Source organism: Okeania sp. SIO2B3 (assembly GCF_010672525.1).
Lineage (GTDB): Bacteria > Cyanobacteriota > Cyanobacteriia > Cyanobacteriales > Microcoleaceae > Okeania.
The window spans coordinates 1-18,979 of the sequence record NZ_JAAHGH010000124.1; the positions used below are offsets into that span (position 1 = coordinate 1).

Genomic DNA, 18,979 nt, shown 5'->3' on the forward strand with positions numbered 1-18,979 from the left:
CGTTGGCTTGCACGGATTGACCATGTTTTACATGAATGGCCCGAACAATTCCTGTTTCTAAGGGCTGCACGGTTTTTGTTAGACCGCTGTCTTGGTCGATTGGAGGACAGCGCAGGTTTCGGAGCCATCCCACCCTGCGGGAAGCTACGAAGATCGACCGCTTTTTTTCCCTTTAAAAGGGTCGGCTTCAAGGCGCGAATTATTTAATAATTAATAATTAATTATTAATTATTCGGTAATATAGGTATAGATAATGGTAATATTTTAGTTCTATTTAATAACAACTAGATCAAAAATGCTGCCTTGATCAAAATATTAATAATTTTTTTTTTATGTAATACTTTAAAATCTAAAGTTTCATATTTTTAAACTGTATTTATATTCTTCTTAATTCAGTTTAAGCTAATTTTCTCCTAGTAAATCTATTTTTTAATATTTCAGAATATTTTTAGTTTCCCACAATAAGTTATCCATTATTAATTTTAGATATACTATTCTTGTTAGGCAGAAGTATATATAGCAATCCGCGCATTGGTTATGACAATTTTTATAATAGTTAATTGGAACTGAAAACCCTTAAAACTCTGTACGTCGCCAATCCGACGGCTCCCCTACCTGTACGTCACCAATCCGATGGCTCCCCTACCTGACTCCTAACTTTCACCAAAATATTACAACTACTTGGATTGCTACATATAATTTTTTTTCTGTGTAAAATATAACATATCAATAGTAAATATACTGATAAATCAAGAGCTGCCGAGGGACAAATTCTCAAGAAATAAAAGTCTAAGCATAACTAACCTGAAACTTTAAATTATACCAAAATAAAAGATTATAAATTTCAAAAAATTTACAAAAGTAGTCATTATGTGGCAATTAATACAAAATATATTTTCCTCAGAACAATTAATACCCCATGGACAATGCTATCTTTGGGAATCAGGCTTAATTTGGCTACACGCTAGCTCAGACGCATTAACAGCAATATCTTACTACTCCATCCCGTTCATATTAGCGTATTTTGTCCGTCAACGACAGGATGTACCCTTTAGATCGATATTCTGGATGTTTGGAGCTTTTATTGCTTCTTGCGGTACAGTCCATCTCATGGAAGTTTGGACTTTGTGGCATCCTGCCTATTGGTTATCAGGAAGTATCAAAGCAATTACAGCAATAGTTTCCCTATACACAGCCATGAAAATGTATTCTCTAATTCCCCAAGCATTAGAATTACCAAGTCCGTCCAAATTAACAGCAATTAACAAAACTTTAGAATCAGAAATTAAAGAGCGCCAAGAGGTAGAAGAAGCACTACGAAAAAGTGAAAGTCAATATCGTGGCATAGTCGAAGACCAAACAGAATTGATTTGTCGTTTTTATCCAGGGGGAGTTTTGACTTTTGTCAACGATACTTATTGTCGCTATTTTGATACAACGTCACAAGAGCTAATTGGGAGAAGTTTTTATCAGTTCTTGCCATCTTTCGAGATAGTAAAGCTAGAAAAACTATTAGATACTCTGACCCCAGAACAACCCGTAACTATCAATGAACAAATGATAGAAATGCCCAACGGAGAGTGGAGGTGGCAGGAATGGACAAATCGAGCAATATTTGACAACTCTAATAACTTAGTAGAGTATCAAGCAGTGGGGCGAGATATCACAGCTATCCGAGAAAGCGAAAGACGCTTCCAGGCTATTTTTAATCAAACATTTCAATTTATTGGACTCTTAAACCCAGACGGTACTATCTTAGAAGCTAATCAGACATTTTTAGACTTTACTGGTCTCAAACATGACGATATTGTCGGACATTTTTTTTGGCAAGTTAAATGGTGGTTAGCAGTGGATGATGAGGAAAATCCTAGAGACATAAAAACTAAACATAAACTTGCTCAAGCACAAATGAAACAAGCGATCGCTAAAGCAGTTACAGGCGAGTTTGTCCGTTATGAAATTATGTTAGTTGGTGAAGGTAAACAAGTAATTACCATCGACTTTTCTCTTAAACCAGTTTTTGACGAACTTGGACAGGTGATCTTATTAATTCCCGAAGGTCATGACATCACAGATCGCAAACAGGCAGAAAAACAACTTTCTATTCTCAATGCCGAATTAGAAAAACGAGTTACAGACCAAACTTCCCAATTAAGGTTGATTAACCAAGCTTGTAAAAATAGAATTAGACAACAGCGAGCTGTGGCTCAAATTACTCAAAAAGCCTTATCAGGCAAAGATATTTCTCTGCTAATGGATGAGATTGTACAAATAGTTGCCCAAATATTAGATGGAGAATACTGCAAGATTCTGGAACTGCTTCCTGATGGCAATTCTTTACTATTACGAGCTGGTGTTGGTTGGCAAGAAGGACTTGTAGGTCATGCGATAGTAAATACTGGCAGTGATACTCAAGCAGGTTATACCCTACATTCATCTGAACCTGTAATTGTAGAAGACCTTCGTCTTGAAACCAGATTCAGGAGACCAAAACTGCTGTGCGACCATGGAATTATTTCTGGAATTAGCGTTATTATCCCGGGCGGTGAAAAACAAAAACCTTATGGGATACTGGGTATACATACTAAAATGAAGTGGTGGTTTACTCAGGATGATGTTTATTTTTTGCAGGCAGTTGCTAATGTACTAGGTACAGCGATCGAACGACAGCAAACTCAGGATTCTCTGAAGTCTAGCGAGGAAAAATTCCGTCAAATTGCAGAAAATATCCGACAGGTTTTTTGGATAAGTACCCTTGACAAAAGTGAGTCGATCTACGTCAGTCCTACTTATGAAAATGTTTGGGGGCGCTCCATCACAAATTTAGAAAAATGGCGAGAAACATTTACAAATAGCATTCATCCATTAGACCGCGATGGCTTTATTTTGAATGATCAGAAACAACGCCGTGGTGAGTCTACTAACGATGAGTATCGAATTGTAAGACCTGATGGTGAAATTCGCTGGATTTGGAGTCGTGCTTTTCCTGTACGCAATCGTCGAACCGGAGAAATATACCGCACTGCAGGTATTTTTGAAGATATTACAGAACGCAAACAGATAGAATTAGCTCTGTTTCAAGAAAAAGAACTAGCCGAAATTACATTAAAATCTATCGGGGATGGGGTGATTACTACTGATGAAAAAGGTAATGTTGATTATCTTAATCCCATTGCTGAAAAAATTACTGGATGGAAATTATCAACAGCGAAAGGTTTGCGACTAGCTGAGATTTTCCAAATTGTTAATGAACAAGACCGTACACCGATGGAGAGTCCGGTAGATATAGTTTTCCGAGAACGGCGAATCGTCGAGTTGGCAAATAATACTATTTTGGTGGCGCGTGATGGTCAAGAGTATGCAATAGAAGATTCTGCTGCTCCTATTAAAACAGAAGACGATCAAATCTTAGGGGTAGTGTTAGTATTTCGAGATGTGACAGACAAGCGCAAGTTGAGGAATCAAATATTTTGGCAAGCTCAACACGATGCTCTAACAGGGTTGTTAAACCGCAGAGAATTTGAGAAACTTTTAGAAAATTCTTTGGTAGATGTGAAAAAATACAAGCAAGTACATACTCTTGCTTATATAGACTTAGATCGATTTAAAATTGTTAATGATACCTGTGGTCATAGATCTGGGGATGAATTGTTGCGTCAGATTACCCTTCTATTACAATCTCAATGTCGCAAAGCAGATATTTTAGCTCGGATAGGTGGAGATGAATTTGCTTTGCTATTATTACAGTGCAGTATGAATAATGCTCAGACAGTAGTGCAACAGTTGATTGATAGTATTCAGGAGTACAGATTTGTATGGGAGGATAAGACTTTTAATATTGGTGTTAGTATTGGTATGATTACTCTTAGTCAGGAAAGTCTCAACCAGGCAGGTGTGATAGATGATGTTAATTGGCTCCTCAGTGCTGCTGATGCTGCTTGTTATGTCGCCAAAAATCGGGGCAGAAATCGTTTTCATATTTACGAAAGTGATGATTCGGATTTGAAGCAACAAAAAAATACTGTGCATTGGGTAACAAAAATTCATCAAGCTTGCGAACAAAATCTTTTCTGTTTGTATTATCAACCTGTTGCACCATTGCCAAATTCGCATTTGAATAATTTTTATTATGAGATACTATTACGGTTGAGAGATGAAACAGATAAATTGATTCCGCCGATGGCTTTTCTGCCGGCAGCAGAAAGATATAATCTGATGCCAATGATTGACCGCTGGGTGATTCAAAACTTTTTTAGTTATTTGTCACATATCAAAGGTCAGTTGCAACCATCTTTTGAGGATCTTGATAATGAGAGATTTTTTAGGAAGTCAGATACAAATAAAACAGATACTATTTATGCAATTAATATCTCTGGTGAAACGGTTAATGATGAGCAGTTTATTACTTTTTTACAAGCACAATTTGCTAGGTTTAATATTTCTCCAGAGATGATATGTTTTGAAATTACTGAGACCGTGGCGATCGCTAATCTGTCTCAAGCAGCTAAGTTAATTAAACAGCTCAAAGATTTGGGTTGTTGCTTTGCTCTAGATGACTTTGGTAGTGGAGTGTCTTCTTTTACTTATCTGAAAAATTTGCCTGTAGATTACTTAAAAATTGATGGTAGTTTTGTCAAGGATATTGTCAGTGACCCCTTAGATTATGCAATAGTTGAGGGAATGAATCGAATTGGCCATGTGATGGGTCTCAAAACGATCGCTGAGTTTGTGAGCAATGGTGCTATCTTAGATAAAATTAAGACTATAGGTGTAGACTATGGTCAAGGTTATGGAATTGCTTATCCACAACCCTTAGATGTGCCTGAGTGAGTTGTGGGGGGATGGGGAGATGGGGAGATGGGGAGATGGGGAGATGGGGAGATGGGGAGATGGGGAGATTGAAGTAAATTGACAAAATGTATTATATAACAGGATTTTAGATCAAGAGTAAATTTGATAATATAAACATAAAATTAGCAATAGGTTCAGTCCGGAAATGAGCAAGAAAATTTGTAGCTCACTAAAGAAAATAATCCAACTTGATTCGGCAAGGGGTCTCCCGTTATAATCTGCGATTTAACGGGAGGGGAATTGCCGAGCTGCAAATTAAACAGGTTTCAATTGATGTTCAAGTATAGCAATAAAGAGTCCTGATAAAATTATGATAATTACTCATTGCTACAAAATTAAGCCCACTCCTGAACAGTCAGTCAAAATAGATTATTGGCTAGAACTGTTACGAAGGCATTACAATTATGCTTTAGGCCAAAGACTAGATTGGTTAAATAGAACTAGATGTCAAGTTGACCGTTGCTTACTAATTTCATGTCCTATTGGCGAGATTCCCAGTAGACCAGATTATTATTTTCAGCAATCAGCACTTAAACAGACAAAAAAGTTATTTCCTGACTACAAAGAAATATATTCAGAAGTCCAGCAAATTAACTTACAAAGACTAGATAAAGCTTGGAAACGTTTCGGCTAAGAGCCGACATGAAAGGTTAATACCTGACAAAAAAGGCAGACATGGAGGGCGACCTAGATTTAAAAAATCAGGAAAGTTAAGGTCATTTTGTTTCAGTAGAGTTAATCATCCCAAAGCAGCAATAAAATTTGATGGTAAACAAATAATTATTAGTAGGTTTGGTGCCATTCCAGTAATAGTTCATAGACCTATACCAGATGGGTTTGCGATCAAAACTGCAACTATAACCAAGAAAACTGATGGTTATTATGTAAGTTTTAGCTTAGAAGATAAGTCAGTTCCTAGTTTAATTTATACAGATAATATCAAAACTTATGTAGCCATTGATGTCGGCTTAAAAGAGTTCTTAACTACTAATACTGGTGAGACTGTTTCTGTTCCTAAATTTTATAGAAAATCTCAATCTAATTTAGCAAGAAAGCAAAAAAAAGTATCTAGAAAAGAAATAGGTTCAAACAACTGGAGGGCAGCACAAAATAGAATAGCTAGATTGCACCAACATATTGCTAGACAAAGAGAAGATTTTCACTATAAGACTGCTCATAAATTAGTTAAAGAATATGACATGATTGCAGTGGAAAACTTAAATATTAGAGGTTTAGCAAAAAATACTAAACTATCAAAATCAATTTATGATGTAGGCTGGGGCAATTTTATTGAAAAATTGAATGCAGTGGCGGTAAAACGCGGTGTTCATATAAGTAGGGGCGAATGGCCATTCGCCCCTACACCCTCACAATACATCACAAAATTGTAGTAATTGTGGCCACAAAGTACCTAAGACTTTATCAATTAGAACTCATTCTTGTCAGAAATGTGGAACAGTTTTAGATAGAGATGAAAATGCAGCAATTAACATTTTAAATAAAGCGTTAAACGAGGTGGGTATCATCTTGTCTGCTTGTGGAGGCGTAAGATATTGATCGGCCTGTGTTTCGCTTTCCTACGGAATGCTAACGCAAACGCGACATGTAACGCGCAGCGTTGCGCCAGCACTCGCAAGAAACTTCTTTGTTTAAGAAGCTCCCGTTATAATCTCCGATTTAACGGGAGAGAACTTCACGATATGATTACTAATAGGGGCTAAGTCAAAATTTTGATGAAAGTCCATTACTCAACTGTGAAATGAGATGGCAATATAGCAGAAGGCAGAAGGCAGAAGGCAGAAGGCAGAAGGCAGAAGGCAGAAGGCAGAAGGCAGAAGGAAAAATCTAGCGTTGCCTGAATTTTCAGCTTTGGATATGTTCTCACCTTTCCTTCGACCGCTATAAATTACTGTTTTTCCAAAAACTGTAATCTAAAATACAAATCAGGAAAAATAGCATTATCGCTAAGAAAAAAAATTATACCATATACCCTTTAAAATTAATTAACTGACAAGAAGTAAATGTTAAAGCAAAATATAACAAAAGTTTCTATACTGATCGGCGTTTCTATCAGTGCTTTGTTACTGGGAGTGTTTCTACCAGAACTTACAAACAATAACAAAAGTGTCTCTCAAAACACAATCCAAAATCAGAAACTCAACCCAGAGTTAGATGTAACAAATTTTGTGTCATATCCACCCGAACAACGAAGGAGTAAACTGGAAGCTGCTATAAAGAAAGGAAAATCTCTAAATAGCAGTAGAGCACGTTATATTCTGGCCAATGATTTAATGGAACAGGGAGAGGTAGAGTCGGCGATCGCTCAACTGAAAAATTTAGACCAAGAATATACAATTCTAGCACCATACGTTATCTTAAAACGGGCACAAGCTTATGAATTAACTGGGGATACTGAGAAAGCACAAGAAGCTTGGTCAGAATTATTAGCAACCTATCCAGAAGAACCAGTGGTAGTAGAAGCTTTGTATACTCTAGGAAAAGAAAATCCGGAATATTGGGATGAGGCGATCGCTAAATTTCCAGGTCATCCCACTACAGTGAAAATTGCTCAAGAAAAACTGAAGCAAAATCCTAATCAACCTCAGTTGTTATTGCTCATTGCTAAATATGGTTTTCATGTGCCGGAATATGGAACAGTATTGGAACAACTCAGAACAAAATATGCCTCTCAGTTAACTCCTGAAGATTGGGAAATGATTGCTTTTGGATATTGGGAAAAGCAGGATTATCCTAAAGGTGGCCTGGCATATCAGAAAGCAACCAAAACACCCAAAAATCTATATCGTTATGCTAGGGGTTTATGGTTAGGGAGAAAGACTAAGGAGTCCCGCGAAGCTTACAAAGCTTTAATTAATCAGTTTCCCAATGGGGGAGAAGATACAGCTTTGGGTTTGATTCGTTTGTCGAGACTGGTCGATCGAAAAGAAGCCATACCCTATCTTGACAGGGTAATTGCTAATTTTCCTAGCCATGCTGCCGAAGCTATGCTTGATAAGTCTAAGTTACTCGATCGACTGGACTCTGCTAAGTCAGCTTCACAGGTACGTCAACAGTTGTTGAGTAAGTATAATAATTCTGATGCTGCTGCTAAACTACGGTGGGAGTTGGCCGAAAAAGCTGCTGCGGGGGGCAATTTACAAGTTGCTTGGAAGTGGGCACAAGAATTGACTTCTAATAATCCTGATAGTGAGTTAGCACCACAAGCAGGTTTTTGGGTAGGTAAGTGGGCACAACAACTTGGGCAGACAGAGGATGCTAAAAAGGCTTTTGAATTTATGATTTTACGCTATCCCCACTCTTATTATGCTTGGCGATCGGCGGTGATGTTGGATTGGCCTGTGGGTGATTTTACTACTGTTCGTCCTCTATCTCCAAAGGTTGTACATACTAAAGGGCGAGACCCATTGCCTTTTGGTTCTGACACATTGCGGGAACTATATCAGATTGGTCAAGACCGGGATGCTTGGAAACAATGGCAGGTAGAGTTTGAAGATAGGATGAGTCCAACTGTTGCTCAACAGTATACTGATGGTGTGTTAAGGATTGGTATAGGAGATAATTTAGATGGTATTTGGATGCTTACTAGCTTGAGCAGACGGGAAAAACCAGAGGAGATAGCTGAGTATAAAGCATTGAAGGAAAAGCCTACTTATTGGCAAACTTTGTATCCTTTTCCTTATTTGGAAACTATTGTGAAATGGTCTAACAAACGAGAGTTAAATACTGTTTTGGTTACTGCTTTAATTCGTCAAGAATCTCGTTTTATGCCGAAGATCAAATCGGTAGTTGGTGCTACGGGGTTAATGCAAGTTATGCCAGAAACGGGAAAGGAGGTAGCTAACAAAATTAATCTTGCGAATTATGATTTAGAGAATGTGAATGATAATGTAAATTTGGGTACTTATTACTTGGGTTTTACTCATAAAGAGTACAAGGATAATTCGATGTTAGCAGTGGCGAGTTATAATGCTGGACCGAATGCTGTGAGTGGTTGGTTAAAGCGGTTTGGGTTTGATGATGCTGATGCTTTTGTGGAGAAAATTCCTTATCCTGAAACGAGGGGTTATGTGGAGTCTGTCTTTGAAAATTATTGGAATTATTTGCAAATTTATAATCCTGAAGTTGCTCAGTTAATGGAGAGACATTACGCTAAACATAGAAAATAGGGAGTTAGGAGTTAGGAGTCAACCCACCCCTAACCCCTCCCAGGAGGGGAAGTCAGGAGTCAGGAGGGAATCAAGAATGAAAAAAGAGCAGGAGAAGGAGAAAGTTTTTTGATCGCTAATTATCCGGACATGATATAACTGACCCTTCCGAAGCTTAAAACTCAGACAAGGCAGATTTTCTTTCTTCCTTACTTCCGTCTATCCTAGATAATTAAAGCCTTCTTCCTTCTGCTATATTAGACATCTCCAATAATAAAAAATAAAATCAATTATCGTACATAAATTATCAATTATTCCCCTCCCAGGAGGGGTTAGGGGTGGGTTCCCTACTCCCTACTACCTACTCCGTACTTCCTCTTTTCTGGAGATGTCTATTAGAAATTTCATCAAGGATGAGGTACACCCGTGGCGAGCAAGATGCTCGCACAATAAAAGTTTTATTGGTAGTCGTACATTGTCCGGCAATGTTTATTATGAGAACAGTGGGAACATCTTGCTCCCGTGCCTGGTATTACTTTTTGCTGTATACCATTACGCGAGCAGGATTACCATTTTATTTAAACTCCGTCTTTACAAGATTTAGTATGACTAGCGCTGTAACCACTGCTGAAACACTTCAAACCTGCCATCATCAGGATGAACAATACGATAAATTCGCAATCGCTTTTTCTGATGAGTTTCTGTCCGCAAACACTCCAAACTATAACCAATTTTATCCAAAAAACGCCGCACTATTGTAATAGGACTAGAATTTACCGCCAACCCTATCCCGACTATAGTTTTAATTGCTGCTCGGTTTGCTAAAGCAGTCTTGGCTAACAATTGCAAATCTTCATCAATATTTTTCAACTCTCGTTGCCTATCTTTCAACAATGGCGGTATTTTCAATAATTCCATCACCCCGATGGTTGCACCCATTAAGCGATCGTTAAAATCAGGTATGAAAATATTTCCCTTGCCCAACTCCAAAATTGTTTTCGCTACTTCAGCATCTCGTGCTACTAAGTATTGTCGCCCTACAGTCATAAAATAATGTAGTTGCAACTGTTGATACCATCCAGCATCATCTTTTTCTACTAATTCAGAAGTTATGGGGATACTGTAGCGCAACATTAATTCAAATCTTCGTTGTTCCCGTTGTTGTTTGCTGGTTTTGGATAATCGCTTTTTGAGTTTTTGATACTCGGTCAAACTAATATTTCTGGCAGTAGCGATCGCCTCACATTCTGTCTGATAATTTTGTTTGATTACAGTAGCGATCGCCTCTTGTAAGTCATTAATTTCTGTAAGTGTTTCTGATGATTTTTTGGCTTCTAAATTATTAACTAAAACTTCTGGAGAAGCTTCGAGAATATGATGTCCTTCTAATCGTAAAGCTTCTAAAATAGACTCTCGATATTGATTCATTCCTGCATTGAAACGAACGGCTAGTTTTGCCCAACACAAAAAAGATTCTGCCTGAAAACCTGTTTCTATATCGTCCAAACTATCAAAATCTGATTGTTGTAATAGTCTAATATTCAGTTGAGTCAGACGTTGTTCGGAATTGAGCAAAGAAGTAATAGAAGTAGAGCCATTACCAACTTGATTAAAACCAGAATTTGCTACCCATAAATATCTGGGAATATTCTCACGAACTCTACCCAAAGATTGACAAACAGAAGTTGCTCCTTGTACTCCTTGAGCAATAGCCCAAACTGAAGTGAAATGACCTTGAATATCAATACTAATTCCTGTTTCAATAGAAGGAGAAGCTAAGACAATATCGTATTGTGGCAATACCTGATTTAATGATTTAATACAACCATAAGCAGGATGATTAGGTTCAGCTAAAGATTCTGAATCTATTCTGAGAATTTTTAAGTCAGGAAACTGTTTTTTTAGATAAGCTTCTAAAGCACGGGTTCCCCATTTACTTGTGATTTTTTGTGCTGATAAACACACCATTGGTTTCCCACCTTCACGGATATGTTTATGTAAATCTGCGATTAATCTTTTAGGAGTAGTTTCTGGATAATTAAAAACTTGCCAAGCTTCTTTTTCTCCCGGTAGCCAATCATTTTGAATAATAAAAGGTTCTAATTTTACTCCTGCTAAAGCTTGTAGATAATCTATTGAAATATCGCTTAAGTCAGCATCAGCTATAAATACCTGACCAAAACCTCCTAAAACATTTTGCATTAATGTTTTGAAAGACCTGAGAATTTCTACTCGGTTTTGCCGACAAGTATTAGAATTTAAACCATGCCAAATTACCTGTTCTATTTCATCAATAATTACTACTCCATCCGACCAATTTTCCGGATTAAAACTAGCCTGAGAATTAGGATGTAGAGAATCAATACATAAACCAATACCTAATAATTTATTATCCGATTTTTTATCTACTTCTGTAATATATTTTAGTCCGAAACGTTGACATAACTCTTGTACTAACTGCACTCGATGACCAATAACTAAAACCTTTTGATTGCGAGCGACAGCTTCACTGACAATTTTCTCTAATAACTTAGTTTTTCCAGTTCCCTTAGCAGATTTAATTCCTACCAATTTTGCAGGAAAATTAGTGCTATAGGCTAGGTCAAGATTATCTAATTTTTGTAAATTATTACTGCTGATAGAACCTAAAATATGTTGTTCGGAAAGATAACGACTATTAACTCTAAGATTTACAGGATATGTGAGTTTGCTAAATGATTTAGCTTTCCAAAGTTCTAAAGGTAATGCGTTTTTATAAGCTTCATCAAACACACTTTGCCCATGATTTGCGATTAAATCATCAACTCCTTTACCCAATTCTGGATTCCATGAAATAACCTTAACATTACATCCTTTTCTTGTGAGCAAAAATCCAGTTTGTCTAATAGCAGCATTAACATTTTTAATAGTCTTAGGTTTAGTATCTTGGTCAAATGCAATATAAATTTCTCGACGATTATTTGCTAGCTTTTCTAACTGAGGAATTAAATTCGATCTACCAATACGGTTGCCATATTCATCTCTAATAACTCGATATCCGCCAAAGATTCCTGGTAAAGCGATCGCTACATAACCACCTGTTAATAAAGCACCTGTTTTTTTTGCCCCTTCAGTAATACATAAAGGTATTTGAGGATGAGCGATAAACCACTGCCAAAAACCAAGGTCTGGTTGACTATTATTGATATCTTCTGGCAGAATTTCTATTTGATAACGACTAGCAATTTGATGCCACAAATGTAGGGGTATTTTTAGGGCAAATAAACTTGTAGGAGTTTTCGGAGGATGTTCGTATTTAATTAACTTTTTTTGGTCATAACTGTGACGTGGTTGACTAGGTTTAAAACAACCCCAAAGGTCCTCTTCTCCTGTCAGTAAATCAATTCCCGAACACCACCATCCACCTTCTTCAACGTGTTCGTATCGCTTTAATATTTGGCTAGTTACTCGGCCATCATTTCGTCTAGGAATAGCATCAGAATAAAACAAAAATTCATAAGGCCGTTGTCCTTCTAAAGGGATAACATTAAGATGTATTAGTTGGTCATCGACACAACTATTAGTCCATTCTCGGAAATAATTAATTGGTGGTTCGGCCTTAAGGTTCATTTAATAATGCACTCTATATATAGTGAAGGACTTTCATTATATGGGAAAAGCACACTATATACATATAAAATTTTCTGAAGTTGTGGAATTTGTGTATGGTATGAATCTTAATTATTTAGGAGTCAACCCACCCCTCGCCCCTCCCCCTCCCAACCCACCCCTAACCCCTCCCAGGAGGGGAAGGGAAGGACCGAGTCAGGAGTCAGGTGGAAAGAAAGAAGAAGAAAGAGTAGTAGAGGCAGGACTTACGCAGAACCGCCATATCTAGTAGGGGCGAATGGCATTTGCCTTCTACGGATAGCGTATTGTCTAAAAATTTGCGTAAGTCCTGAGAGGGAGAAAGTTTTTTTGTTTGCGCTCTTATCCGGGCAAGATGTCATACCAAATTGATAAATGTTTGCTACAAATAGCTAGGATATTTATTAGGAGTCAACCCACCCCTCGCCCCTCCCCCTCCCAGGAGGGGAAGTCAGGAGGACCGAGTCAGGAGTCAGAATTAATTGTTTAAATACGATTTAAAAGTCATAAATCATCCTTTTTGTCAAAGGGTATATCCTGCATTTGTCTTTGTTATTCCTCTTACTATTCGTAACATTCTTTTTTTAAATTGGTATCATACCTCTTTTCATCAACGCCTAATTTTAATTACTTAGGAGTCAGGAGGGAAGAAAGAAGAAGGAAGAGGAGAAGGTTTTTTTATCGCTCATTATCCGGACATGATATGACGGGTTTAGGTTCAATATTTCTTGGTTGGGGACATTCATTAAACACTACACAATCAACAATTTTTTCAAAAATGTATCCTCCTAATATTTCATATAAAGAAGACGTAGAAGTTAAGATACAAATACTGAATAATAGGGTGATTTTGGAAGTGATTTTCATCTGGATTAAAATAGTTGTTATGTCAACCTTGTTTACTTACAACTACAATTTAACCAAGGTATATTTGATATTTATAAATAGAAATTTAATAGCATATTTTATCTTGAAATACCTGACAAAAATGCTCCAGTATAGTCAGTATGTATTTTTTTGCATATTCAGAAAAAAACATAATTTTTTCTGCAAGTTTCTGCATATTTTGCTAATTATTCAGAAGTATTTTTATATTGAGTATAAGTTTTCTTATACTTAAAAAGTCTAAATGTAGGGGCGAATGGTATTCGCCCTTAAGATGACTATTAGCCAAGGATTGAAATCCTTAGCGAGTTATGCCATCCGCCAAGAAATAAATTTCTTGGCTCAAAGCAGAAGTCATCTAAAAATGACTAAAGATAGCTAATTTCTTATGGCTAATTCATGAGGCTAGATCGGGAAGGCATGGATAGAGGGCGAATGCCATTTCCTAACGGAATGCTCCGCAAACGCCCCTACATATCACGTTTTAAGGTGAATTTGCGTAAGTCCTGTTGATATAAAAACGTATCAGCTACTGAGGTAATTATTAATTATTAATTGTTGAAAAACTCCCAGGAAAATTAAACTTGAATAAACAACTATTTATCTATGGAAAAGGGACAATTTGACTACATTTATCGTAATTTGTCAAAAAAGGAAAAAGAAATACTGAAGTGGTACTTATCCGATAAAAATATGACACAGACAAAAATTGCCAATTTAACAAATTACGACCAAGGTAATATAAGCAAAAAGTTAAGAGCGATCGCTCATAAACTCAACTATTCAGAATCTAGTTTGCATTGGGAAGAATATTTAGTAAATATATTTGGCAAATTTCAACCTGATATGGTCGATCAAGAGTTCCTGAAACATTATAGTTGTCACCAAGTTTTCATGCCTGATGGACCGGAAAAACTAGACTCTCCTTTTTATATAGAACGTCATCGAATTAAACGTTGTTCTGTTGAGTCTGAATGTTACGAAGAAATAGAAAGACCTGGTTCTTTAGTGAGGATAAAAGCACCTAATAAAATGGGTAAAACTTCTCTGATTAAAAAGATACAAGATAAAGCAAATGAAAATAATTATATTTCTCAGTATCTGAAGTTTAATCTTTTGATTGAAGATTCAAATGTCACCAGTGTTAATGACTTTATCAAAGGGTTTAATAAAAATCTCAAAAATCGGTTTCCAGATGTTCCAGAAAGACCTGATTGGGATGATAATAATGCTAAAATTTCTTGTACTAAGGATTTAAAAGCACTATTGCTGAATTTACAGAAAAATTTGGTTTTAATATTAGATGAAGTGGATGAAATTTTCCAATATCCAGATATATCTCAAGATTTTTTTGCCATGTTAAGACATTGGTATGAGGAAAGTAATAATGTCAAAATTTGGGGAAATTTACGGATGGTAATTGCTTATTCTACGGAATATCATGGGACGTTAGATATTTATTAATCTCTTTTTAATGTGGGTTTACCGATAGAATTAAAGGAGTTTGAAAAAGAAGAGGTAATTCAGTTAATACTTTTAACCTTTCTTCGGTGGTTTGGGTTTCTTTTCAAAGGTTTGGATAGAAGGCTGCTCCAGTATAAATTCCCATCTGGGTAGCAGCTCCGATCTTAACGCTAATCGTGGCTACCCAGATGGGTTTTTTATTCACTTATTGGTTTCTTGAGTCGCGGAGGTACAAGTCTCGACGATATCAATTGATGGTTAAATCATTCGACTAATTGTTCGTTATTCTGAACTCGTATACCGTGACATCGTTAGGTGCGGGGGGGTATTTCGTCTTGTAATGCCTTGCGTATATTTTTAGTGGTAGTCCCGTTACAGGCAAGTCGATCTGAGGGTTCTCCCTCACATCTGCCCACGGCCATCTTTCTGGGTTATCATATTTACTGCAATTTAAGCCCGATACGTCATCTATTAAGTGCGTCTTATCACTTGGTCCTATAAAGGGATCGTCGCGGTATGCTCCAAACACTAGGGTTCGTTGGCTTTGGCCAGGGACGCCTGTTGTGTATACTCCTGCAAATTGGAATTCGTCGTCAGTACTTATTCCTGCTGATGCCTGATCGGTATCTAAACTATCGCTGGGTAACGGCCAGTATCCTTCACCTCTCCACTGACATATGTCTTGATATCTGACGGTGTAGTTTGACTCGTTGCTTACTGTGACTAAGTATTGGGTCTTATTGCCTCCTATGCTGAGTAACAATTGAGCAATTGCCGGCGCCAGGTCTTTAATAGGGACCGTAATTTTTTGTGCTGCTGGTGGTTCTGATTGTGCAACTGCTGGTGGTTCTGATTGTGCGGCTGCTGGTGGTTCTGATTGTGCGGCTGCTGGTGGTTCTGATTGTGCAACTGCTGGTGGTTCTGATTGTGCGGCTGCTGGTTGCGTGGGAATTATCACAGCCATGAAGCTAATCATCATTGCCACAGCTGCTATTACAGCTATGGACTTTCTCAAAACTGAGAATATATACTTTATTTTCTCCTGTTGTCTGCTTGTTCTGAACTTACGGGTACATCGTAGCAAATAATCAGCAGATTTTCAAGATGTCTACTGAATTAATTTTTGGACGTTGGTAAAGCGCGTGTATGATATTAATCGCGCATTACTTAGTCGTCAGTTCTCAGTCCTCAGCAGGGAAGAAAGAGGAATAGAAGGAGAAAGTTTTTTGTTTGGGTAAAGGCCATGGACTTTGATCGCGCTCTTATCCGGACATGATATCATACCTCAAATTACCAACGCCAATTTTTGCAGAGGCAAAGAAACATTTAACTCAGGGATTGATTCGGAATAGTAGAAAAGCCGGATGTTGTTTTACGAAAAGTTTTTGATTGGACTGGAGGTCAACCTTTTTTAACTCAGAAACTTATGGAAAAGATAGATATTTATGCCGAAAATGGTTTGTGGCATGAGACTATTACTGAGTTAGGAAACTCGCGTCGGAGTAATCCTGATGATACAGCGATCGCTGCTAGATGGAATAGTTTAGGAACCAAATTTGAAGCAGAAGCCATTGCAGCAATGTTAAACATCAAATTTTTTTGTCTAAAAAAGTGCCAGTTTTTCAGCTTTTTGAGCTGCATAAAGCTAGTATTTTGGGACGATTATGGGAGAAAAATTAGTCTTATAATTTTTCCGACTACTTCCTCTATAATTCCCATTTCTCCTGTCTCCTGTCTTCCCCTCCTGGGAGGGGTCAGGGGTGGGTTGTCTCCTGTCTCCTCCCCCTACTAAAAGACTTTTGAGCGCAAACCCTAAATACATGATATAATACCAATTTAAAAAAAGAACGTTACGAAATTAATTAAGAGAAAAAATACTATGAAATTTGTTAGTCCTAAGATAGATTATGCTTTTAAAAAAATCTTCGGTTCGCAACAAAGTCAAGATATCTTAATTAGCTTTCTCAATGCCATAATTTATGGGGGAGAAAAAATTATTCAGTCTTTGACAATTGTTAATCCTTTTAATCCCGGTCAAGTAATCTCATTAAAAGATACTTATTTGGATATAAAAGCTGTTTTAGTAGATGGTTCTATATTAGTTATTGAAATGCAAGTAGCACGAATGGCTGCTTTTAACAAACTGGTGGCTTATAACTTAGCTAAAGCCTGTGCTAATCAGTTAGAAACTGGAGAGAATTATCCTCTATTAAATCCGGCGATGGCCGTCACAATTACGGACTTTATTTTATTTAAAGATACTGAGGATGTTATCAATGAATTCGTGTTTCAGGATAAGAAAAAAAAATTGAATGTCTAGAAGAAGAATTACGACTATTTTTTGTAGAATTGCCCAAGTTTAAGAAAACTTTGTCTCAGTTAAATAGTTTGAGTGATAAGTGGATTTATTTTCTGAAATAAGCTACCAGTTTGGATAGTATCCCAGAGAATTTAGGGGAAGTTTTGGAAATAGAAAAGGCTTTAAATATTGCCAATAAAATTAACATGACAGCGGAAGAATTAGATTTAGTCGATCGCCGAGGAATGTTGATGCAAGATGAAAGGGGACGGATAACTTATGCCGAACAACAAGGGGAGCAAAGAGGGGAACAAAAAGGGAGAGCGCAATTAGTAATACGTCTAATTAAAAAGCGTTTTGGAGAAATTCCAGAAGCAATAATTAGTCAAATTGAAGATTTATCTGTGGCAAATTTGGATAATTTAGGGGAAGATTTTTTAGATTTCAATAGTCTGGAAGATTTATTGAGTTGGTTGCAGGAACGTTAGCGATCGGGAAAGACAGAGAGCAGGACTCTCTTCTGCCCTCTCTATCCCTGCGATCGAAGAGAACAAGAGTATAAAACCAAATCCCGTTATCATGCACCACGTTTTTTGCTATTCCTCTATAATCATTCTGTTTTCTGCCTTCGTTAATTGATGTTCCCCAGTGTCAAAAATCGGATAAAATGGAGTTTGATCGCGTTTGCGTAGAATTCTCTAGGAGAGTGGAACAGTTCGATCATTAATTCTATAAATGTCAAGTATTTCGCTATAAAAAAATGGGTAGTGGTGCATTAGGCATCTCCAAAAATCAAAAATAAAATCAATTATCATACAGAAATTATCAGTTATTCCCCCCTATTCCCTATTCCCTATTCCCTCTTTTCTGGAGATGTCTATTGTAATGATATAGACAGTGGGAGCATCTTGCTCCCGTTCTAATTATTTTTGTAATGGTAGAGTCACTCCGTATTTCTATCACTAGGCCAAATATTAACTGCGATCGCTTTTTGTTATGATTTAGTAAACCAATTCAATAATTTTGAAATACTAAATTTAGAAATAAGCAGGATCTAGCAGTATGGTTAGCAACAGAGTCAATATTCCAGGATATCACATCAGCCAAGAACTTTACAATGGTTCTAGAACTCTAGTTTATCGAGGGTATGGCCATAGTGACCAATTACCTGTAGTTATCAAACTGCTGAAAAATTCTTATCCTAATTTCAATGAATTGGTACAATTTCGCAACCAATATACTATTACTAAAAATCTCAACTCACCTCTAATTATCCAAACTTATAGCCTCGAAATCTATCAAAATGGTTATGCCTTGGTCATGGAAGACTTTGGCGGTATTTCTCTTCAAGAATGGGCTATAAAAAAGGAAAAAAAACTATCTTTAATGGAGTTTTTAGAAGTAGGAATTATTCTGTGTAATGCCTTAGAAATTCTGTATCGCGAGCGGATTATTCATAAAGATATCAAACCGAGTAATATTTTAATTAATCCCCACACCAAAGAAATTAAATTAATTGATTTTAGTATTGCATCTTTACTACCAAAAGAGACTCAAACGTTAATCAATCCTAATATTTTAGAAGGAACACTTGCCTATATTTCCCCAGAACAAACAGGCCGAATGAATCGAGGTATTGACTATCGTACAGACTTTTATTCTTTGGGGGTGACTTTTTATGAATTAT

The 18,979-nt window shown here is 36.9% G+C and carries 13 protein-coding genes and 1 pseudogene; 11 read left to right on the forward strand and 3 right to left on the reverse strand.

Annotated elements, in window-relative coordinates; translation table 11 throughout:
• The first annotated feature begins 870 nt into the window (after positions 1-870).
• The 5 genes and pseudogenes from F6K15_RS33590 (at position 871) to F6K15_RS33610 (ending at position 9,038) form a co-directional block, all read left to right on the forward strand.
• Positions 871-4,830 carry an EAL domain-containing protein gene (locus tag F6K15_RS33590; protein ID WP_293069796.1) on the forward strand — a complete coding sequence of 1,320 codons (3,960 nt, stop codon included), beginning with the start codon at positions 871-873 and terminating at the stop codon, positions 4,828-4,830.
• A gap of 331 nt (positions 4,831-5,161) precedes the next feature.
• Positions 5,162-5,485 (forward strand): helix-turn-helix domain-containing protein, encoded by a 324-nt coding sequence (locus F6K15_RS33595; RefSeq protein WP_293069798.1) that lies wholly within the window; start codon positions 5,162-5,164, stop codon positions 5,483-5,485.
• Between the two features lie 19 nt (positions 5,486-5,504).
• Positions 5,505-6,242 (forward strand): transposase, encoded by a 738-nt coding sequence (locus tag F6K15_RS33600; RefSeq protein ID WP_293069816.1) that lies wholly within the window; start codon positions 5,505-5,507, stop codon positions 6,240-6,242.
• A gap of 31 nt (positions 6,243-6,273) precedes the next feature.
• Positions 6,274-6,408 (forward strand): annotated as a pseudogene (locus F6K15_RS33605) (zinc ribbon domain-containing protein); the annotation flags it as partial.
• Positions 6,409-6,872: 464 nt separating this feature from the next.
• Positions 6,873-9,038 carry a transglycosylase SLT domain-containing protein gene (locus F6K15_RS33610; RefSeq protein ID WP_293069800.1) on the forward strand — a complete coding sequence of 722 codons (2,166 nt, stop codon included), beginning with the start codon at positions 6,873-6,875 and terminating at the stop codon, positions 9,036-9,038.
• A gap of 588 nt (positions 9,039-9,626) precedes the next feature.
• Here the strand turns inward: F6K15_RS33610 and F6K15_RS33615 are convergent.
• Positions 9,627-12,626: a plasmid replication protein, CyRepA1 family gene (locus F6K15_RS33615; protein ID WP_293069802.1), complete on the reverse strand. Its 3,000-nt coding sequence runs from the start codon at positions 12,624-12,626 to the stop codon at positions 9,627-9,629.
• Positions 12,627-12,666: 40 nt separating this feature from the next.
• Here F6K15_RS33615 and F6K15_RS33620 point away from each other — a divergent pair, with 40 nt between their 5' ends.
• A complete protein-coding gene (locus F6K15_RS33620) occupies positions 12,667-12,894 on the forward strand; it encodes a hypothetical protein (protein WP_293069804.1) in 228 nt (75 codons plus the stop codon).
• 428 nt (positions 12,895-13,322) lie between these two features.
• Here the strand turns inward: F6K15_RS33620 and F6K15_RS33625 are convergent, their stop codons facing one another.
• Positions 13,323-13,511 carry a hypothetical protein gene (locus F6K15_RS33625; RefSeq protein ID WP_293069806.1) on the reverse strand — a complete coding sequence of 63 codons (189 nt, stop codon included), beginning with the start codon at positions 13,509-13,511 and terminating at the stop codon, positions 13,323-13,325.
• Positions 13,512-14,135: 624 nt separating this feature from the next.
• Here F6K15_RS33625 and F6K15_RS33630 point away from each other — a divergent pair.
• Entirely contained in the window at positions 14,136-14,993 is an 858-nt protein-coding gene (locus tag F6K15_RS33630) for an AAA-like domain-containing protein (RefSeq protein ID WP_293069808.1), read from the forward strand.
• 271 nt (positions 14,994-15,264) lie between these two features.
• On the opposite strand, the gene F6K15_RS33635 is transcribed toward F6K15_RS33630, so the two are convergent.
• On the reverse strand, positions 15,265-16,077 hold the full coding sequence (locus F6K15_RS33635) for a hypothetical protein (protein WP_293069810.1): 813 nt from the start codon (positions 16,075-16,077) through the stop codon (positions 15,265-15,267).
• Between the two features lie 342 nt (positions 16,078-16,419).
• On the opposite strand from F6K15_RS33635, the gene F6K15_RS33640 reads away from it, so the two are divergent.
• The 4 genes from F6K15_RS33640 to F6K15_RS33650 form a co-directional block, all read left to right on the forward strand.
• Positions 16,420-16,785, forward strand: a complete 366-nt coding sequence (locus F6K15_RS33640; RefSeq protein WP_293069812.1) for a DUF928 domain-containing protein — start codon at positions 16,420-16,422, stop codon at positions 16,783-16,785.
• Positions 16,786-16,872: 87 nt separating this feature from the next.
• Positions 16,873-17,313, forward strand: a complete 441-nt coding sequence (locus F6K15_RS38840; protein ID WP_363269269.1) for an Rpn family recombination-promoting nuclease/putative transposase — start codon at positions 16,873-16,875, stop codon at positions 17,311-17,313.
• Positions 17,314-17,456: 143 nt separating this feature from the next.
• Positions 17,457-17,780, forward strand: a complete 324-nt coding sequence (locus tag F6K15_RS38845; RefSeq protein ID WP_363269271.1) for a DUF4351 domain-containing protein — start codon at positions 17,457-17,459, stop codon at positions 17,778-17,780.
• Positions 17,781-18,354: 574 nt separating this feature from the next.
• A partial coding sequence (locus F6K15_RS33650) for a serine/threonine-protein kinase (RefSeq protein ID WP_293069814.1) occupies positions 18,355-18,979 on the forward strand: 625 nt, incomplete at its 3' end.